We start from the raw sequence: 16,673 nt of genomic DNA on the forward strand, positions 1-16,673 counted from the left end.
AAATTAATTTCAATTAATTTCTGAAATTAGAATAATTTTTTGATTAATGGCCCGACTGGCGTATCGTCGATTTGATAGCCGAAATTTTTTATTTTAGATCTAATTTCGTCAGCCGCTGACCATTGCTTTTCTTTTCTCAATTTTTCCCGCTGAGAAATTAATTTCTTGACTTGACGAGGAATTTTTTGCGCTTTCTCTTGAATTTCCTTTAATTTTAAGCCAAAAATTTTGTCAAAATTAATTAAGGTAGCAATTTTATCAGCCAATGAATATCTTCTTTCTTTGATTAAATTCCAACTTAGGGCCAATGCCTTGGGTAAATCTAAATTGTCATTAATGGCCATTAAAAAATTTTTTCTCACCGCTTGAATTACTTTACCTGGTTTTAAACAAAAACTCATATTTTCATAAAGATTATTTAAAGCATTTTGGGCTGAGTCAAGAGATTGCCAAGAAAAACTTAATGGTGATTGCCAGTGAGTAGTCAAACAGAGATAACGTAAACTTAAGGGATGATAGCCACGATCAATAATTTCTTGTAAGGTAATGAACCGACCGGTTGATTTAGCCATTTTTTCTTGGTCTAAAAGTAAAAATTCACCGTGAAGCCAGTAGTAAGCGAGAGGTTTTTGATAGGCGGCTTCAGCTTGAGCCATCTCGTTTGGGTGATGAATGGAAAGATGATCAATACCACCACAATGAATGTCAAAAGGAATACCTAAGTTTTTAATACTCATCGCTACGCACTCTGTATGCCAACCGGGGAAGCCAACTCCCCAGGGTGAAGACCATTCCATTTGTCTTTTGACACCAGGCGGAGAAAATTTCCATAAGGCAAAATCAGTTGGATTTCTTTTTTCTTTCATTTCTACTCTGATGCCCGGCCTAATTTCTTCTTTTTTTAAACGAGCCAATTTACCATAGCTTGGCAGTTTTGAAGTGTCAAAATAAAGACCATCACTCGTCCGATAAGTAAAACCATTTTTTTCCAATTTTTTTATTAACTCAATTTGATCTTTAATCGTTTGGCTGGCTTTAACCCAATGGTTTGGTGGGATAATATTTAAATCTTTGAGATTTTTTTTAAAAGCGGCAGTATAGAATTGAGCAATTTGCCAAGCAGTTTTTTTCTCTTTCTTGGCTGCTTCTTCAACTTTATCTTTGCCTAAGTCAGCATCAGATGTTAAATGGCCGACATCAGTGATATTCATCACATGTTTGACTCGATAGCCATTATACAAAAGCACTCTTTTTAAAATATCTTCAAAAATATAAGTTCGGAGATTGCCTAAATGAGCATAATTATAGACAGTCAAGCCACAAGTATAGAGACCAACCTTTTTATCCCTAATTGGTTTAAAAACCTCCTTTCTCCTGGTCAACGAGTTGAATAATTTCAGTGGCATATTTTTAATTTTATCAAGACTTGACAAATTGTCAAAATTATGTTTTAATAAAACAGGTTGATAAATTTAATCTTATTATTAATCTTAAATTTATGAATATAAACGTAGAACAAAAAGAAAACGTCGATGAAAAAGCGATTCAAAACGAAATAGAGGTTACTAACAAACAGATCGAAAAATTAAACAAAGAATTGGCTATAGCCGAAGAACAAGGTAATAGAGAATTAGCTCAGACCATCAGAGAAGTAATTCACAACTTTACCAAAAAATTAGAATCGCTACAAAAAGGCATTATTCCTGAACCAGAAGAATAGAAATGAAGAAAAATAATAAAATTCTTATTGGCACTTCCGGTTGGAATTACTTTCACTGGCGAAGAATTTTTTATCCAGTAAATTTAAATTCTCAGGAATTACTTTCTTACTACGCTCAACATCTTTCTACTGTTGAAATTAATTCTTCTTTTTATCATCTTCCGCAAGAAAAGACATTTCTGCATTGGCGAGAAAAAGTACCAAAAAATTTTTTATTTTCCGTAAAAGTTTGGCGGCGGATTACCCATCTCAAAAAATTGAATCAAACTGAAGATGATTTAAAAACTTTTTGGCAGCGATCTCTAGTTCTCAAAGAGAAATTAGGTCCCTTATTATTTCAATTTCCACCTTCTTTTAAATTAAATCAGATAAGATTTAAAAAATTTTGTCAATTTCTTAGAAAATTGGTTGGGAAAAATCAAAAGGCAAGCTTTGAATTTAGAAATGAAAGTTGGTTTTCTTCAGAAGTTTATAAAATTTTAAGAAAATATAACTTTGCTCTTTGTTGGGCCGACGCCCCTTGTTATCCTTATAAAGAAGTGGTTACCGCTGATTATCTTTATCTTCGTCTCCATGGTCATGAGCAACTTTATGCTTCAAAATATACAAAAAGACAGTTAGAGGCTTACGCCAAAAAAATAAAAGAATTTTTTAAGAAAGGAAAAATGATTTATGTCTATTTTGATAACGATGCTTATGGTTATGCCATCGAAAATGCCTTAGAACTGAAAAAGTTATTAAAAAAATGAATTTCGATCAAAAACTAAAGAAAGAGTTAGGCAAAAATTTGAAATTTAATGAACCATTAAAAAAATGGACAACCTTTCGCATCGGTGGACCGGCTAGATATTTTTTTCTAGCCAAAAGCGGAAAAGATTTAATTAAAGCAGTTACTTTAGCTAAAAAATTAAAAATTCCATATTTTATTTTAGGTGGGGGGAGTAATTTATTATGTAGTGATGTGGGATATAATGGATTAATTATCAAAATTCAAAATTCAAAATTCAAAATTCAAAATTCAAAAATTTTGGCTGAAGCGGGAACGAAGTTAAGTCAATTAGTAAGAATTTCTTTAGAAAGAAAATTAACTGGTTTAGAATGGGCGGCTGGTATTCCTGGGACTTTGGGTGGAGCCATTCACGGCAATGCTGGTTGGCCATCTAAGAGAAAAAATATTTCCACTGTTGTCGAAAGTGTTGAAGTGTTAAAGATTGATGATGGTAAATTAAAAATTGAAAAATTTTCTCGGCACGATTGTCAATTTGGTTATCGGGCAAGTATTTTTCAAAAAAATAATAATTTGGTTATTCTTTCCGCTCTTTTAAAATTAAAAAAGGGAAATAAAGAAAAAATTAAAAAAGAGATTATAGAAATTTTAAAAATAAGACAAAAGAAAATTCCCCAAGGTTTTTCTGCCGGTTGCATTTTTAAAAATTCAAAATTCAAAATTCAAAATTCAAAATTACTAAAAGAATATCCACAATTGAAAGAATTTAAAAAATCTGGTATTATTCCTACCGGATGGTTAATTGAAAAATTAGGTCTTAAAGGCAAAAAAATCGGTGGCGCTAAAATTAGCGAAAAACACGCTAATTTTATTATTAATCAAGGGGGGGCCAAAGCCAAAGATGTTTTAAAACTTATTAATTTAATTGAGAAAATGGTTTTAAAGAAATTTAATCTTAAATTAGAAAAAGAAATAAAATTAATTGGTTTCTAATCTTGACATTTTTTTAGAATTAATTATTATTTAATTTCTTCCAAAGAAATTAGAGTATGTCCAAGAAAAAAGATTTTATTGAAGTTGAAGGAGTAGTTGAAGAACTATTACCATCGGCTAATTTCCGGGTCAGATTAGATGATGGAAGGCTAATTCTTGCTTATTTAGGTGGCCGATTAAGATTGAATAAAATTAAAATTTTACCTGGCGATCGAGTAAAAGTGGAGATGAGTTCTTACGATTTAACAAAGGGCCGAATTGTTTATAGATACTAAATAATAGAAAATAAATAAAAACGTAAATTAAACATCTTTTATCTATTTTCATTTTCTAACATCTTTTATTTTAGTGTAGCGCCTATGAAGGTTCGTTCGTCGGTTAAAAAAATTTGTCGATCTTGTAAAATCGTTCGTCGAAAAAAAAGACTCTATGTCATTTGTCAAAATCCAAAACACAAACAGCGTCAAGGATAAACTACCACCAAACTCAAAACTCAAAAATCAAATTTAAAAATGAAAATATAAAATTAAAAATTTATCCCTCATTCTTAATTCAAAATTATAAATTACTTTAATATAATATGGCTCGGATTGCCGGCATCAATTTACCACCAAATAAAAGGGTTGAAATTGGCTTAACCTATATTTTTGGTATTGGTAAATCTTTAGCCAACCATATTTTAAAAATTACTAAAGTCAACCCAGATAAGAAAATTCGCGATTTAACGACTGAAGAAATTGAGAAAATTAAAAATATAATTGAAAAAGAGTATAAAGTTGAAGGAGACCTTCGTCGAGAAATTTCAGCCAACATTCGAAGATTAAAAGAAATTGGTTGCTATCGGGGGGTACGACATACTAGACAATTACCAGTTCGAGGCCAAAGAACAAGAACAAATTCTCGAACGGTCAGGGGTAATGTCCGGAGAACAATGGGTTCCGGTCGTCGACCGCCGGCTAAAAAAGTTTAATAGTTTAATTATTTTTCTATGTCAGAAAAGGTTAGTTCTAAAAAATCTTCACCAAAAGCTTCTAAAGCATTAAAACAAATATCACGTGGTCGAATTTATATTTATTCTACCTACAATAACACAATTATTACTGTTACTGATTTACAAGGCAACGTTATTTGTTCTTCTAGTGCTGGTCGGCTCGGTTTTAGTGGCCCTAAAAAAGCCACCCCACATGCTGCCGGGATTGTAGCAAAAAATGTGATGGAAGAAGCCAAGAAATTTGGTCTTAAAGAGGCTCAAATTCTTGTTAAGGGTATTGGTACAGGTAGAGATGCAGCAGTAAGAGCAGTTTGTGAGTTTGGTCTTAATATTACCTCAATCAAAGATATTACACCTATTCCTCATAATGGCTGTCGACCACCAAAAATAAGAAGAGTATAGACAAAATAAAAATTAAATTAAATATGGCTAAATATTTAGACGCTAAATGTAAAATTTGTCGCCGTGAAGGGAAGAAGATGTTTTTAAAAGGTGAAAAATGTTATACGGCTAAATGTCCAATCATTAAGAGAAAATATCCGCCTGGTCTTCATGGACCAAAGGGGTATCCTAAGCTTTCGACTTATGGTATTCAACTGAGAGAAAAACAGAAATTAAAAAGAACTTACGGCATTTTAGAAAAACAATTAAAGATTTATTACCGAAAAGCACTAAGAATGGCTGGTAATACAGAAGAAAATTTGCTAAAATTATTAGAACGAAGAATAGACAATGTAGTTTATAAAGCAGGATTTTCTTCGTCGATTAATCAAGCTCGACAGATAGTCAATCATCGTCATTTGGTGGTTAATGGTCGTCCAGTTAATATTCCTTCTTATCTAGTCAGACCAAACGAAGAGATAGCATTAAAAATGAATAGTTCTTTGAGAGAAAAAATAAAAACTGAAATTGCTAAGGCTAAAGAGAGGGGAAGAATTAGGCCAGAATGGTTTTTTGTCGATGAAGAAAAATTGACGATTAAAATTTTAAGAAAACCTGAGGCCGAAGATTTGCCAAAAGATTTCGACATGAGAGCAATTATTGAATTTTATAGCCGATAAATTAAAATATATAACCCTTCTTTTTTCTTAATCTTCTAATCGATTTAATTATTTAATCAATTTAAATTTATGGAGCCAATTCTTTTACCAACAAAAATTGATTATCAAGAAGATAAGGAAAATAAAAATAAAGGATTGATTACTATTGAACCATGTTATCCGGGCTATGGAATAACCTGGGGTAGTGCTATCCGAAGAGTTCTACTTTCATCTTTGCCCGGGGCGGCGGTGACGGCTGTGAAAATAAAAGGCGTAAAGCATGAATTTTCTACCATTCCTTTTGTTCAAGAAGATGTTTTACAGATTATTTTAAATTTAAAACAATTAAGGGTTAAACTTTATTCAGAAGAAGAAATAAGATTAAACCTTAAAATTAAAGGAGAAAAAAAAGTTTATGCTAAAGATATCGAAAAAAATGCTCAAGTAGAAATAGTTAATCCTAATCTTTTGATCGCTACCCTTACTGATAAAAGAGCAAATTTAGAAATGGAGATTTTTGTCAATAAGGGTCGCGGCTATGTACCAGTTGAAGAGAGAAAGGAAGAAAGAGAAATTGGGAAAATTTTTATTGATGCTATTTTTAGTCCAATAAGAAAAGTTGGTTTAAAAGTAGAGAATGTAAGAGTTGGCGAAAAAACAAATTTCGATAAATTAACCTTAATGATCGAGACAGACGGAACGATAACTCCATTGGAAGCATTTATTCAAGGAGCTGAATTGTTAAAAGACCAATTTTTTTATTTACTCACTAAAAGCAAATCTCTCGAGTCAGAAAAGTTTGGAGAAGAAAAAAGAGAAGAAAAAAAAGACAAGAAGATAAAAAAGAAAAAGGAAAAGCCAAAGAAAAAGTAGATATACAATATATATTAATAATGACTAAATATAAATTTTTTTATAATTTGTAATGAGGATTTAATATTTGCCAAAAAGGTATGCGGCACCGGAAAAAGAAAAAAATTTTAGACAGAAACAGAGATCAAAGAAAAATGCTTCTACGAAATCTCGCCACATCTTTGATTAAAGAAGGAAAAATTAAAACAACCTTAGCAAAAGCAAAGTTTTTAAGACCGAAAATTGAAAGACTCATTACGACTGGCAAGAAAGGAGACCTTACAGCCAGAAGAAGACTTTTATCCTTTTTTCAGGACGAAAAAATAGTCAAAAAAATTTTAGAAGAAATTTCACCCCGTTATCAAGAAAGAAGGGGTGGTTATACAAGAATAGTAAAAATAGGAAGAAAAAGAACAGATAAAGCCAAAATGGCTATTATCGAATTAGTTCAATAGAAATTGATAAAAACTATGGCGTCGAAAATCTATACTATTGATGCTGCCAATAAACCATTAGGAAGGTTGGCTTCTCAAATTGCTACTCTTTTAATTGGTAAACATAAAACAGGCTTCGTGCCATACAAAGATTTGGGCGATATTGTTTTGGTTAAAAATATTGAAAAAATAAAATTTACTGGCAAGAAATTAGAACAAAAAAAATATTATCATCATACTGGCTATCCGGGCGGTTTGAAAACAAAAAAATTAAAAGAATTATTTGAAAAAAATCCAAAAGAAGTTTTAATTAGAGCTGTTAGTCGGATGTTGCCGAAAAATAAATTAAGAAAATTTAGAATTAAAAGATTAAAATTTATTCCATAAAAATTTATGCCAAAAATAAAAAAAATAATTTCTGAAAAAGAAAAAATAGTTGAAGAAAAAGAAAAAGATTTTTTTGTCGCCACCGGTAAAAGAAAAAGCGCTGTTGCTCAAGTTAAATTAAAACTAAAAAGCAAAGACAAAATTCTCGTTAATCAAAAAGATTATCAAAAATATTTTCCATTTTTTACTTGGCAAAAGATTATTTTAGACCCCCTGAAAGTACTGAAACTGCAAAATGTTGAAATTTTAGTCAAAGTAAAAGGTGGAGGTTTACAGGCTCAGGCCGAAAGTATCAGATTGGGCATTTCTCGAGCGCTGGTCAAAGCTAATCCGGAATGGAGAAAAATTTTAAAACCTTTAGGCTTTCTGAAAAGAGATTCACGTATCAAAGAAAGGAAAAAACCAGGTTTAAAAAGAGCAAGAAGGGCGCCGCAGTGGCAGAAGAGATAAATTATGGTTCAATCTTATTCTTTTTCCAAAAATACACTTTATTTAATGGTGGCTTATATTTTTCAAAAAGTATTAGCCTTTTTTTATTTTATTTTTTTGGCTCGTTATCTTGGCACCGATGGGATGGGTAAATATTCTTTTGCTCTTTCTTTTGTTGCTATCTTTTCTGTCTTCCTTGATTTGGGATTTTCTACCGTTTTAACTCGAGAAACGGCCAAAGACAAAGATAGGTCCAGCGAATATTTAAGTAATAGTTTGACTTTTAAAATTATTCTTTCTTTTTTGATTTATTTTTTCATTATTATAGTCATTAATTTGTTGGGCTATCCAGTAATCACTAAACAAACGGTTTATTTAGCCGCTTTAATGATGATTCTTCAATCATTGGCCGTGACCTGTTACTCAACTTTAAGAGGTTGGCAAAATTTAAAGTATGAAAGTTTGGGTATTATCATCGATCAGGTTATTTATGTGGGTCTTGGCTTTCTTTTTATTTTTTTAAAATTTCCTTTGCCAATTTTAATGTTGCCCCTAATCTTAGGTTCTATTTTCTATCTTCTTTATCCTTTATTAGTAATTAAAAAATTAAAAATCCCAATTCGTTTTTCTTTAGATAAAAAGGTTCTTTCTTATTTTTTTAAGATTGCCCTACCGATTGTCGTAGCCATTATTTTTTCTAATATTTTTTCTCAAATTAATACCGTCCTACTTTCTTTTCTTAGCGAAGATAAATTTGTCGGCCTGTTTTCAACGGCTTTTCGTTTACCCCAAGCCCTACTTTTTATCCCTCTGGCTTTTGGCACCTCGACCTTTCCAGCTTTTAGTTATTATTATGCTAAAGCCCGAGATTTCTTAGATAAAGTTTTTAGCCGGGTGGTTTTTTATCTCATTATTTTTGCTTTACCAATTTTAGCAGCTGGTATTATTTTAGCACCTCAAATTATTTTATTGATTTATGGTTCAGAATTTATTGGGTCTGTTTTATCATTACAAATTTTATTACTGGCACTGGTTTTTATGTTTCTTGATTTTCCTTTCAGTTCTCTTTTAACAGCTGCTGATCGACAGAAATTTAATGCCATTTCCCGAGGTTTGGCTTTAGCCATTAATATTCTTTTAAGTTTTATTTTTATCCCCAAACTTCTACACCTTGGCGCCAGTCTTGCTTACGCGGTGAGTTTTTTTATTTTCTTTTCTCTTCAACTTGTCTGGATTAGAAAAGTGGTGAAAATTGATTTAAGATATTTTGGTAAAAAAATTTTTTTAATTTTATTAGCGACCACATTAATGAGTTTTTTTATTTTTTTTATAAAAGATAAAATGCATATCATTTTTACTATTTTTGTTGGTCTCATTTTTTATTTATTGGCTATTTATTTATTAAAAGCCTTGGACAAAGATGACTTAAAAGAAATCAAAGATCTTTTTTTGAAATCAGTGATGAAAAAAGAAATGTTGGTAGAGAAAACAGAGAATCTAGAATAAGAATTTTTTATAAAAAAATTCGGCGAGAACCAAAAGTGTTGCCGTTTTTAATTTCAATGCTTCTTTGAAAATTTGTCAATAATTTTTTTTCTGATAAAATAATCAAACTATGAAACTCTCGATTATTATTGTTAATTGGCAAACGAAAAATTTCTTAGAAAAATGTTTAAAATCTATTCAAAGTTATGGTAAGAACTATAGCGAGAATATAGATTTTGAAACCATTGTGATTGACAATAATTCAAATGACGAAAGTCGAAAATTTTTATCTGAATTCAAAATTCAAAATTCAAAATTCAAAATTATTTTAAATCATAAAAACCTCGGTTTTGCTCGGGCGGTCAATCGGGGGATAAAATTATCAAAAGGTGAGTACATTTTACTTTTAAATCCAGACACAGAAATCAAGGAAAATACTTTTAAAATACTTGAGTTTATGGAAAGTCATTTAAAGATTGGTGTTTGTGGTGGTAAAATTTTAAATTCTGATGGTACTCTTCAAAATTCAGTCAGAAAATTTCCTAATCTCGTCTCCCAAATTTTTGTCTTATTAAAAATTCATCATTTCTTTAGAAATTTTAAACCAATTAGGAATTATTTTGCCTTAGACTTTGATTATAGTAAAACCCAAGAAGTTGATCAGGTTATGGGTTCGTTTTTTATGGTGAGAAAAAAATTGATTGAGGAAATTGGTTTCTTTGACGAAAAATTCTTTCTCTGGTTTGAAGAAGTTGATTTTTGTCGGCGAGCGAAAAAGGCTGGCTGGCAAATTTATTATTATCCAGAAGCAGAAATCATTCATCAAAAAGCAACCAGTTTTTCACAAGTTTCACCTTTTAAAAATCAGTGGCAATTTAATCAATCTTTGTTATACTATTTTAAGAAACATCATTCTTTTTTTAGTTGGTTTATTTTACTACTTCTTCAACCAATCAGTTTACTTCTTTCTTTAATCGTCTCGTTCTTGCCTGGGATTAAAAAACTTAAAAAACTATAACCAGCAATCAGCAACTAACAACTAGCAACCAACAACCAACAAATAATAACTAATAATTAATAACTATCCTATGACACCAGAACAACTAAATTTTATTCGCGATGCTTATCTTCACCAGCGGGAACAAAGAGGAGTTTTTGATACTAAGGCTTCTTTTCTTGTCGGTGTTTCCGGCATTATTTTTGCTTTAAGTATGGGACGGACCGAAAAAATTGGCTTTTTAATTATTGCTGTGGCCGCTCTCATTTCCTTGATTTTAACTATCTGGGCAGTCAGTTATCCATTTCCTCGACCAAGTAAAGGCGTTTTTAGTCTCCTTTGTTGGTCTGGCTTTATTGGTTTTAAAAATGGTGAGTATGAGAAAAAAATCAAAGAGGTGATTAGTAGTGAAGAAAAAATGGCCCAGGAATATTTGAAAGAGATTTATGCTCTTTCTAAATATTCGATCGAGCCAAAAGCAAAAATGGTCAGAACCGCCAGTTTTATTCTTTCTCTCAGTTTGATAGCTGGCCTTTTTATTTTAATTCTTGGTATTTAAATGAGAGTTTTTTTTCAAAAGCCATATCTAATCTTTTTATTATTAATTGTTTTTTTTGAACTACTTTCCTTTTTGGGTTATCTTGTCCCTTTAATTAATCGTTTTGCCTTTCTGCTTATCAGTCTTAGTTTTCTTTTTTTAACTTTTTGGAAGTTGGAATATGGCATTTTTGTTCTTTTAGCTGAACTTTTTATTGGTTCAAAGGGTTATCTTTTTTATTTACCAATTGGCCCAATCAAAATTTCTCTTCGAATGATTCTTTTTAGTTTAGTAATGTTGATTTGGTTGATTGGAATTATCCGAAAAAAATATAAATTAAATTTTCTTCACTCAAAATTTTTTAAATTCTATTTTCTATTTTCTATTTTCTATCTCTGGGGTGTTTTAGCTGGTTTCCTTTATCGCAATTCAAAAGATTTAATTTTTTTCGATGCCAATGCTTGGCTTTATTTTCTTCTTGTTTTTCCAATTTTCGACGTCATTAAAAAAGAACATTTAGATAAAATTTTTAAAATTTTATCTGCGGCGATAAGCTGGTTAGCCATTAAAACCTTTATTCTCTTTTTTATCTTTACTCACCAGATTCCTTTTATTACCATTGATCTCTATCGCTGGACAAGGCGGCATGGTTTAGGAGAAATTACTCAACTTGATTCTTTTTATCGTATTTTTTTGCAATCGCAGATTTATTCTTTAATTGGTTTTTTTATTTTTCTATCTATTTTTGTTTTTTTATTGAAAAAGAAGAAAGTAAGTTTTTTTTCTTTCCTTTCTCTTTTTCTATCTGTTGTGCCAATTTTGATAAGCTTTTCACGAAGCTTCTGGCTAGGATTTGTTTTCACTTTGATAATTTTCTTTCTTTTTCTTAAAATAAAAGAAAATTTTTCTTGTTTTGATTTAGGTAAAATATTTTTCATTATTTTGTTAGTTTTTCTGCTTTCCTTTGGTTTGATTTGGCTTTCTTTAAGACTGCCGCCAAAAATTAGAATAGATTTAGCCAGTTTGGTTGAGAAAAGAATGGAGATAGAAGAACCAGCCACCTCGTCAAGACTATTACAGTTACCTCATCTTCTCGACGCTATTTTAGAAAAACCAATTTTTGGTGCTGGTTTTGGCAAAACCATTTCTTATTTTTCTACCGATCCAAGAATTTTAGGTTATTATACGACCTATGCTTTTGAGTGGGGATACTTAGACATCTGGTTAAAAATTGGTTTCGTTGGCTTAAGCGTCTTTCTGATTTTTATCGGAAAGATTTTTAAAGAAGGATGGAAAATAGTTGAAAATTGTAAATTGAAAATTGAGAATTTCCAAAAATCTCTAATTCTTGGTTTATTGTCTGGTCTGGTGGCTTTAGGAATGACTCATTTTACCTCACCTTACCTCAACCACCCTTTGGGTATAGGTTATTTAATTATTTGTTTAACTATTTTTAACCAAATATCATATGAAAGTGGCTATTCAAATTGTCACTTGGAATAGTTTGAAGTTTTTACCTGATTGTCTAAAAGCAATTAAAGCCCAAACGTATCAAAATTTTTCTATTCTTATTATTGACAATGCTTCTCAGGATGGTACACGTGAGTATTTACAAAAAAATTTTCCTGAAATTAATATATTAAGAAATAATAGAAATTTAGGCTTTGCCACGGCTCATAACCGAGGCTTAAGATTAAATCAAGGCGATGACTATATTTTAGTTATCAACCCCGATATCATTTTAGAAAAAGATTGGTTAGAAAAAATTTTACCCATCATTGAAGAAGATAGAGAAATTGGCGCCATTGGCGGTAAACTTCTTAAAATTTATACAAGTGATTTTGAGTTAGAGGAAAAAGTCAAAACAAAAATTATTGATTCAACTGGCTTAAAAATTTTTAAATCAAGAAGAGTCATTGATCGAGGTGAAGGAGAATTAGATTGTGGTCAGTATAATAAGAAAGAAGAAGTTTTTGGTCTATCAGGTGCCTGCGTTTTATATCGTCGTCAAGCTCTCGAAGATATAAAGATTATTATTAATAAAAAAAAATCAAATACGAACCCACAAATATCTAAAGATGAATATCTTTGTGAAAAATTCATTATTGATGGAAAAGTAAAGAGAGAGTGTGGCGAATATTTTGATGAAGACTTCTTTTCTTATAAAGAAGATGTTGATTTAAGTTGGCGTTTAAGATTAAGAGGTTGGAAAATTTTTTATTATCCTCAAGCTATAGCTTATCACTATCGTCAAGTCTATAGTCAAGGCAAGAAAATTAAAGAAATTATAAAAAGAAGAAAAGAAAAGTCGCCCCTGGTGAATTACCTTTCCTATCGTAATCACTTATATTGTCTGATAAAAAATGATTTTTTCATTAATTTTTTAAAAGATTTACCCCTGATTATTTTTTATGAATTGAAAAAATTATTTTATCTTTTTTTCTTCGAACAAAAAACTTTAAAGGGGTGGTGGGAAATTCTTAAAAATTTGCCAAAAATAATTAAAAAAAGAAAATATATTATGAAAAATAAAAAAATTTCTTCTCAAGAAATAAGAAAATGGTTTCAATAATTATTGTTAATTACAATCAAAAAAATCTTTTGAAGCAATTTTTAAGGGGGATCAACCTCATTAAGCCAAAAATTGATTATGAAATTATTATTGTTGATAATGCTTCGAGCGATGGAAGTCAAAAATTTCTTGAGGAGTGGAAGCAGAGGATAGCAGGACCAGTTAAATTTATTCTAAACAAAAAAAATATAGGTCTGGCAGCCGCCTTAAATTTAGGTGTTAAAAAAGCCGAGGGTAAATATCTTCTCATTCTTAATCCAGATGTAGTGGTCTTAGAAAATTCTATTGAAAAACTCTATCAATTTATGGAAAAAAATCCTCAAGTTGGTGTTTGCGGGCCAAAACTTTTAAATCCTGATCGAAGTATCCAGCCATCCTGTTATCGTTTTCCAAAATGGTATATTCCTATCTTAAGAAGAACATTTTTGGGCCAATTTTCATGGGCTAAGAAAAAGATTGATTATTATTTAATGGCTGATTTCGATCATCAGGTAAATAAAGAAGTTGACTGGCTTTTAGGTGCCTGCTTAATGATTAGGAAAGAAGCTTTGGAAGAGATCGGTTTTTTTGATGAAAGATTTTTTCTCTATTTTGAAGATGTTGATCTTTGTCGAAAAATGAAATTACATGGTTGGCGTGTCGTTTATCTTGCTCAGTCAGAAATGTTTCATTATTATCAAAGAGCTTCAGCCGAACAAGAGGGTTTTTATGCTTTATTTTCAAAAACAACTTGGATTCACATTTTCAGTGCCATCAAATATTTCTTTAAATGGCGAAAAGATAAAAATCAATTTTCTCTTTTCTAATCCTATGTGGTTATTTTTAACTATTCTTGCCTATTTTTTTAGTTCGATTGCCGCAACGATTGATAAGTTTTTAATTTCCAAGAAAATTCCTCAGTCAATCAGTTATGCTTTTTATATTGGGACTTTGAGTATTTTGGCTCTCTTTTTAATTTTTATCGGCGGTTTAGTCTGGCCAACTTTTGAATATTTTTTACTTTCTCTATTGACCGGTGCTTTATTTATTTTATCTCTCATTTTCTTTTTTGAAGCCTTAAGAATTAACGAAGCTTCGAGAATTGTTCCTTTGGTTGGTAGTTTTTTGCCAATTTTCTCTCTTCTTCTCAGTTTTATATTTTTAGAGGAAAAATTAACTACCTTCAGTTTAATTGCTTGTTTCTTTCTTATTTTAGGAAGTTTTTTAATGAGCCTTAGATTTAATGCGGGTAAAAATTATTTTATTCAAGGTTGGGTTTTTATTATTCTTGCCTCTTTTTTATCTGCCCTTTCTTTTGTTCTTTCAAAGATAATTTATCTTCGTCTTCCTTTTTTGAGTGGTTTTATCTGGATTCGTCTCGGCAGTTTTGTTTTTAGTTTGAGTTTGCTTTTACCAAAAAAGATAAGGTCAATTATTTGTCAATCTTTAAAAACGACTCAACCAAAAACTTCTTTGCTTTTTCTGATAAACCAAGGGGTGGCGGTCCTTTATTTTGTTCTTTTAAACGTAGCCATTTCTTTAAATAGCGTTTCTTTAGTCAACGCCCTTCAAGGTATTCAATATGTTTTTATTTTTTTCTTTGCTCTAATTATTTCAAAAAAATTCCCCCATCTTTTTCAAGAAGAATTAGAGAAAAAGGTTATTTTTCAAAAAATCATCGCCATTATTTTAATTTTCATTGGCCTTTCTTTTCTTGCTTTCTTTAAATAATATGGCTATTCTCAAAAAAATCATTTTTATTATTCTCTTGACAACCGTTTTTCTCTCTGGCTTCTACTTTTTGTCAGAAAAAATTGAAAGAGACAATTTAGCAAAGGAAACAACCTTTGGTGTAACTTTCAGTCGAAAAAAGATTGAGGCTTTAAACTTAGATTGGCGTGAGGTTTATCAAGCCATTTTAGATGACTTAAAAGTGAAAAAAATTCGTCTGTCCGCCTATTGGGATGAGATTGAAAAAAAAGCAGGCGAATATGATTTTCGAGTTTTAGACTGGCAAGTGGAGAAAGCGGAGAGAAAAAATATCGAGATTATTTTAGCCGTTGGTCAAAAATTGCCAGGCTGGCCAGAATGTCATTTGCCTGACTGGGTAAAAAATTTAAAAAAAGAACAAAGAGAGTCTCGTCTCCTTATTTTTTTAGGCAAGGTGATTGAAAGATACAAAGGAAAACAGATGATTAAAGCCTGGCAATTAGAAAATGAGCCGTTTTTAACTTGGTTTGGTCTTTGTCCGTCTTTTGATGAAAAATTTTTTGCCCAAGAAGTTGATTTTGTCCGAAGATTAGATCAACGTCCAATTATTGTTTCTGAAAGCGGCGAACTTTCTACCTGGTTACCAGCCAGTCGTTATGCCGATATTTTAGGCGTAACCATGTATCGAGTGGTTTGGAATAAATATTTTAAATATTTCACCTATCCCTATCCAGCCAGTCTTTATTTTTTAAAAGGCGAGGCGATCAAAAAATTGACGAAGATAAAAAAAATTATCTGTCTTGAATTGCAGGCTGAGCCGTGGTCAGATAGACCATTGCTTCTTACCCCCTTGGCCGAACAGAAAAAAATTATGAATCTTGATAAGTTTAAAAAGATTATTGAATTTGCTAAAAGAGCTGGTTTTTCTGAATATTATTTTTGGGGTGTTGAGTGGTGGTACTGGTTAAAAGAGCAGGGTGATTCTTCTTTTTGGAATGAGGCCAGACTGCTTTGGCAACCTTGAAAAAATAAAAGAATTTGTTATAATGTAAAAACTTAGTTATTTTCATTTGTTTGCGGGGTCGTCTAATGGTAGGACAGTGGCCTTTGGAGCCATTAATCTTGGTTCGAGTCCAAGCCCCGCAGCTATTTTTTTATATATAATATAATTTAATTTTTGAGAAACAATAAGGATTAATACATCATAATTCTATAATTCTATGTTAATTAAATACAAAATTTATTTGTTTGGTCAGCCAGTCGTTTTGTTTAATTAAACAATACAAAAATCCAGTAATTTTTATCTTTCGAAAAATATTTTCTTGATATAAATATAAAAAGATTTATTATTTTTCTTTAAAAGCAAAAACGTAGGCCCCGTATTACTCTCTTTGGTTAGAAAGATAATTTTTTTATAATACTTTTCATTTTTCCATATAGATGATTTTTATTTCTCTTCCTTGTTTTCTTAAGAATTCAATGGTTTGTTCAATGAGTTTTATTTCATCTGTTCCGAGATTATTACTTCTCAAATCAAGACTCGTCACTTTATTATTCCCATCCTTCAAAGTCTCAGCTAATATTTTCATCCCTTCTAGTCCGAGACGGTTATATCTCAAATCAAGACTCGTCACCTTATTATTCTCATCCTTCAAAGCCTCAGCTAATATCTCCATCCCTTCTGGTTCGAGACTATTACCACTCAAATCAAGACTCGTCACCTTATTATTCTCATCCTTCAAAGTCTCAGCTAATATTTTCATCCCTTCTGGTCTGAGATCATTACTTCCCAAATCAAGACTCGTCACTTTATTATTCC

Annotated in this window: 22 protein-coding genes and 1 tRNA gene; 21 read left to right on the top strand and 2 right to left on the bottom strand. The window is 30.9% G+C overall.

Annotation, left to right across the window (positions count from 1 at the left end):
* Nucleotides 1-26 precede the first annotated feature (26 nt).
* Nucleotides 27-1,406, bottom strand: a complete 1,380-nt coding sequence (cysS, locus tag N2259_02700; GenBank protein MCX7779124.1) for a cysteine--tRNA ligase — start codon at nt 1,404-1,406, stop codon at nt 27-29.
* Between the two features lie 92 nt (nt 1,407-1,498).
* Here cysS and N2259_02705 point away from each other — a divergent pair, with 92 nt between their 5' ends.
* The 21 genes from N2259_02705 to N2259_02805 all read left to right on the top strand — a co-directional run bounded on the left by N2259_02705 (nt 1,499) and on the right by N2259_02805 (nt 16,000).
* The gene (locus N2259_02705) at nt 1,499-1,720 is read left to right on the top strand and encodes a hypothetical protein (protein ID MCX7779125.1); all 222 of its coding nucleotides are present in this window, start codon (nt 1,499-1,501) and stop codon (nt 1,718-1,720) included.
* A 2-nt stretch (nt 1,721-1,722) separates the two neighbouring features.
* The gene (locus N2259_02710; protein ID MCX7779126.1) at nt 1,723-2,469 is read left to right on the top strand and encodes a DUF72 domain-containing protein; all 747 of its coding nucleotides are present in this window, start codon (nt 1,723-1,725) and stop codon (nt 2,467-2,469) included.
* Nucleotides 2,466-3,440, top strand: coding sequence for a UDP-N-acetylmuramate dehydrogenase (murB, locus tag N2259_02715; GenBank protein MCX7779127.1), 975 nt, complete (start codon nt 2,466-2,468; stop codon nt 3,438-3,440). Before N2259_02710 ends, murB begins: the two co-directional genes overlap by 4 nt.
* Before the next feature lie 56 nt (nt 3,441-3,496).
* Complete coding sequence (gene infA, locus N2259_02720; protein MCX7779128.1) at nt 3,497-3,715, top strand: translation initiation factor IF-1; 219 nt, start codon at nt 3,497-3,499, stop codon at nt 3,713-3,715.
* 84 nt (nt 3,716-3,799) lie between these two features.
* A complete protein-coding gene (gene rpmJ, locus N2259_02725; protein ID MCX7779129.1) occupies nt 3,800-3,913 on the top strand; it encodes a 50S ribosomal protein L36 in 114 nt (37 codons plus the stop codon).
* Nucleotides 3,914-4,020: 107 nt separating this feature from the next.
* Nucleotides 4,021-4,410, top strand: a complete 390-nt coding sequence (gene rpsM / locus N2259_02730; protein ID MCX7779130.1) for a 30S ribosomal protein S13 — start codon at nt 4,021-4,023, stop codon at nt 4,408-4,410.
* Between the two features lie 18 nt (nt 4,411-4,428).
* Nucleotides 4,429-4,833, top strand: coding sequence for a 30S ribosomal protein S11 (gene rpsK / locus N2259_02735; protein MCX7779131.1), 405 nt, complete (start codon nt 4,429-4,431; stop codon nt 4,831-4,833).
* A gap of 23 nt (nt 4,834-4,856) precedes the next feature.
* Complete coding sequence (gene rpsD / locus N2259_02740; GenBank protein MCX7779132.1) at nt 4,857-5,492, top strand: 30S ribosomal protein S4; 636 nt, start codon at nt 4,857-4,859, stop codon at nt 5,490-5,492.
* Between the two features lie 69 nt (nt 5,493-5,561).
* On the top strand, nt 5,562-6,344 hold the full coding sequence (locus N2259_02745) for a DNA-directed RNA polymerase subunit alpha (protein MCX7779133.1): 783 nt from the start codon (nt 5,562-5,564) through the stop codon (nt 6,342-6,344).
* An 80-nt stretch (nt 6,345-6,424) separates the two neighbouring features.
* On the top strand, nt 6,425-6,778 hold the full coding sequence (gene rplQ / locus N2259_02750; protein MCX7779134.1) for a 50S ribosomal protein L17: 354 nt from the start codon (nt 6,425-6,427) through the stop codon (nt 6,776-6,778).
* A gap of 15 nt (nt 6,779-6,793) precedes the next feature.
* Nucleotides 6,794-7,144, top strand: coding sequence for a 50S ribosomal protein L13 (rplM, locus tag N2259_02755; GenBank protein MCX7779135.1), 351 nt, complete (start codon nt 6,794-6,796; stop codon nt 7,142-7,144).
* 6 nt (nt 7,145-7,150) lie between these two features.
* Entirely contained in the window at nt 7,151-7,594 is a 444-nt protein-coding gene (gene rpsI, locus N2259_02760) for a 30S ribosomal protein S9 (protein ID MCX7779136.1), read from the top strand.
* 3 nt (nt 7,595-7,597) lie between these two features.
* On the top strand, nt 7,598-9,079 hold the full coding sequence (locus N2259_02765) for a flippase (GenBank protein ID MCX7779137.1): 1,482 nt from the start codon (nt 7,598-7,600) through the stop codon (nt 9,077-9,079).
* Between the two features lie 109 nt (nt 9,080-9,188).
* Nucleotides 9,189-10,076 (top strand): glycosyltransferase family 2 protein, encoded by an 888-nt coding sequence (locus N2259_02770; GenBank protein MCX7779138.1) that lies wholly within the window; start codon nt 9,189-9,191, stop codon nt 10,074-10,076.
* Between the two features lie 70 nt (nt 10,077-10,146).
* Nucleotides 10,147-10,614, top strand: a complete 468-nt coding sequence (locus tag N2259_02775) for a DUF5706 domain-containing protein (protein ID MCX7779139.1) — start codon at nt 10,147-10,149, stop codon at nt 10,612-10,614.
* On the top strand, nt 10,615-12,096 hold the full coding sequence (locus N2259_02780) for an O-antigen ligase family protein (GenBank protein MCX7779140.1): 1,482 nt from the start codon (nt 10,615-10,617) through the stop codon (nt 12,094-12,096).
* Nucleotides 12,062-13,165: a glycosyltransferase family 2 protein gene (locus N2259_02785; GenBank protein ID MCX7779141.1), complete on the top strand. Its 1,104-nt coding sequence runs from the start codon at nt 12,062-12,064 to the stop codon at nt 13,163-13,165. The genes N2259_02780 and N2259_02785 overlap by 35 nt, the downstream gene beginning before the upstream one ends.
* 29 nt (nt 13,166-13,194) lie before the next feature.
* Nucleotides 13,195-13,971: a glycosyltransferase family 2 protein gene (locus N2259_02790; GenBank protein ID MCX7779142.1), complete on the top strand. Its 777-nt coding sequence runs from the start codon at nt 13,195-13,197 to the stop codon at nt 13,969-13,971.
* Nucleotides 13,972-13,975: 4 nt separating this feature from the next.
* Nucleotides 13,976-14,875, top strand: coding sequence for an EamA family transporter (locus N2259_02795; protein MCX7779143.1), 900 nt, complete (start codon nt 13,976-13,978; stop codon nt 14,873-14,875).
* Nucleotide 14,876: 1 nt separating this feature from the next.
* Nucleotides 14,877-15,878: a beta-galactosidase gene (locus tag N2259_02800; protein MCX7779144.1), complete on the top strand. Its 1,002-nt coding sequence runs from the start codon at nt 14,877-14,879 to the stop codon at nt 15,876-15,878.
* Nucleotides 15,879-15,929: 51 nt separating this feature from the next.
* Nucleotides 15,930-16,000 (top strand) — tRNA-Gln (locus N2259_02805).
* A gap of 278 nt (nt 16,001-16,278) precedes the next feature.
* Here the strand turns inward: N2259_02805 and N2259_02810 are convergent.
* Nucleotides 16,279-16,673 (bottom strand): hypothetical protein (locus tag N2259_02810; protein MCX7779145.1); only part of this gene is annotated, 395 nt, incomplete at its 5' end.

Source organism: Patescibacteria group bacterium (genome assembly GCA_026417895.1).
Lineage (GTDB): Bacteria > Patescibacteriota > Patescibacteriia > UBA2591 > CALHIP01 > CALHIP01.

Excerpts from the sequence above, each read along its gene's own strand:
- N2259_02775 (MCX7779139.1), top strand. The coding sequence starts at position 10,147 with ATGACACCAGAACAACTAAATTTTATTCGCGATGCTTATCTTCACCAG.
- N2259_02745 (MCX7779133.1), top strand. The coding sequence starts at position 5,562 with ATGGAGCCAATTCTTTTACCAACAAAAATTGATTATCAAGAAGATAAG.
- rpsM (MCX7779130.1), top strand. The coding sequence starts at position 4,021 with ATGGCTCGGATTGCCGGCATCAATTTACCACCAAATAAAAGGGTTGAA.
- N2259_02780 (MCX7779140.1), top strand. The coding sequence starts at position 10,615 with ATGAGAGTTTTTTTTCAAAAGCCATATCTAATCTTTTTATTATTAATT.
- N2259_02795 (MCX7779143.1), top strand. The coding sequence starts at position 13,976 with ATGTGGTTATTTTTAACTATTCTTGCCTATTTTTTTAGTTCGATTGCC.
- rplQ (MCX7779134.1), top strand. The coding sequence starts at position 6,425 with ATGCGGCACCGGAAAAAGAAAAAAATTTTAGACAGAAACAGAGATCAA.
- N2259_02705 (MCX7779125.1), top strand. The coding sequence starts at position 1,499 with ATGAATATAAACGTAGAACAAAAAGAAAACGTCGATGAAAAAGCGATT.
- rpsI (MCX7779136.1), top strand. The coding sequence starts at position 7,151 with ATGCCAAAAATAAAAAAAATAATTTCTGAAAAAGAAAAAATAGTTGAA.
- N2259_02710 (MCX7779126.1), top strand. The coding sequence starts at position 1,723 with ATGAAGAAAAATAATAAAATTCTTATTGGCACTTCCGGTTGGAATTAC.
- murB (MCX7779127.1), top strand. The coding sequence starts at position 2,466 with ATGAATTTCGATCAAAAACTAAAGAAAGAGTTAGGCAAAAATTTGAAA.
- cysS (MCX7779124.1), bottom strand. The coding sequence starts at position 1,406 with ATGCCACTGAAATTATTCAACTCGTTGACCAGGAGAAAGGAGGTTTTT.
- rpmJ (MCX7779129.1), top strand. The coding sequence starts at position 3,800 with ATGAAGGTTCGTTCGTCGGTTAAAAAAATTTGTCGATCTTGTAAAATC.
- N2259_02800 (MCX7779144.1), top strand. The coding sequence starts at position 14,877 with ATGGCTATTCTCAAAAAAATCATTTTTATTATTCTCTTGACAACCGTT.
- N2259_02785 (MCX7779141.1), top strand. The coding sequence starts at position 12,062 with ATGAAAGTGGCTATTCAAATTGTCACTTGGAATAGTTTGAAGTTTTTA.
- rplM (MCX7779135.1), top strand. The coding sequence starts at position 6,794 with ATGGCGTCGAAAATCTATACTATTGATGCTGCCAATAAACCATTAGGA.
- rpsK (MCX7779131.1), top strand. The coding sequence starts at position 4,429 with ATGTCAGAAAAGGTTAGTTCTAAAAAATCTTCACCAAAAGCTTCTAAA.
- N2259_02765 (MCX7779137.1), top strand. The coding sequence starts at position 7,598 with ATGGTTCAATCTTATTCTTTTTCCAAAAATACACTTTATTTAATGGTG.
- infA (MCX7779128.1), top strand. The coding sequence starts at position 3,497 with ATGTCCAAGAAAAAAGATTTTATTGAAGTTGAAGGAGTAGTTGAAGAA.
- rpsD (MCX7779132.1), top strand. The coding sequence starts at position 4,857 with ATGGCTAAATATTTAGACGCTAAATGTAAAATTTGTCGCCGTGAAGGG.
- N2259_02770 (MCX7779138.1), top strand. The coding sequence starts at position 9,189 with ATGAAACTCTCGATTATTATTGTTAATTGGCAAACGAAAAATTTCTTA.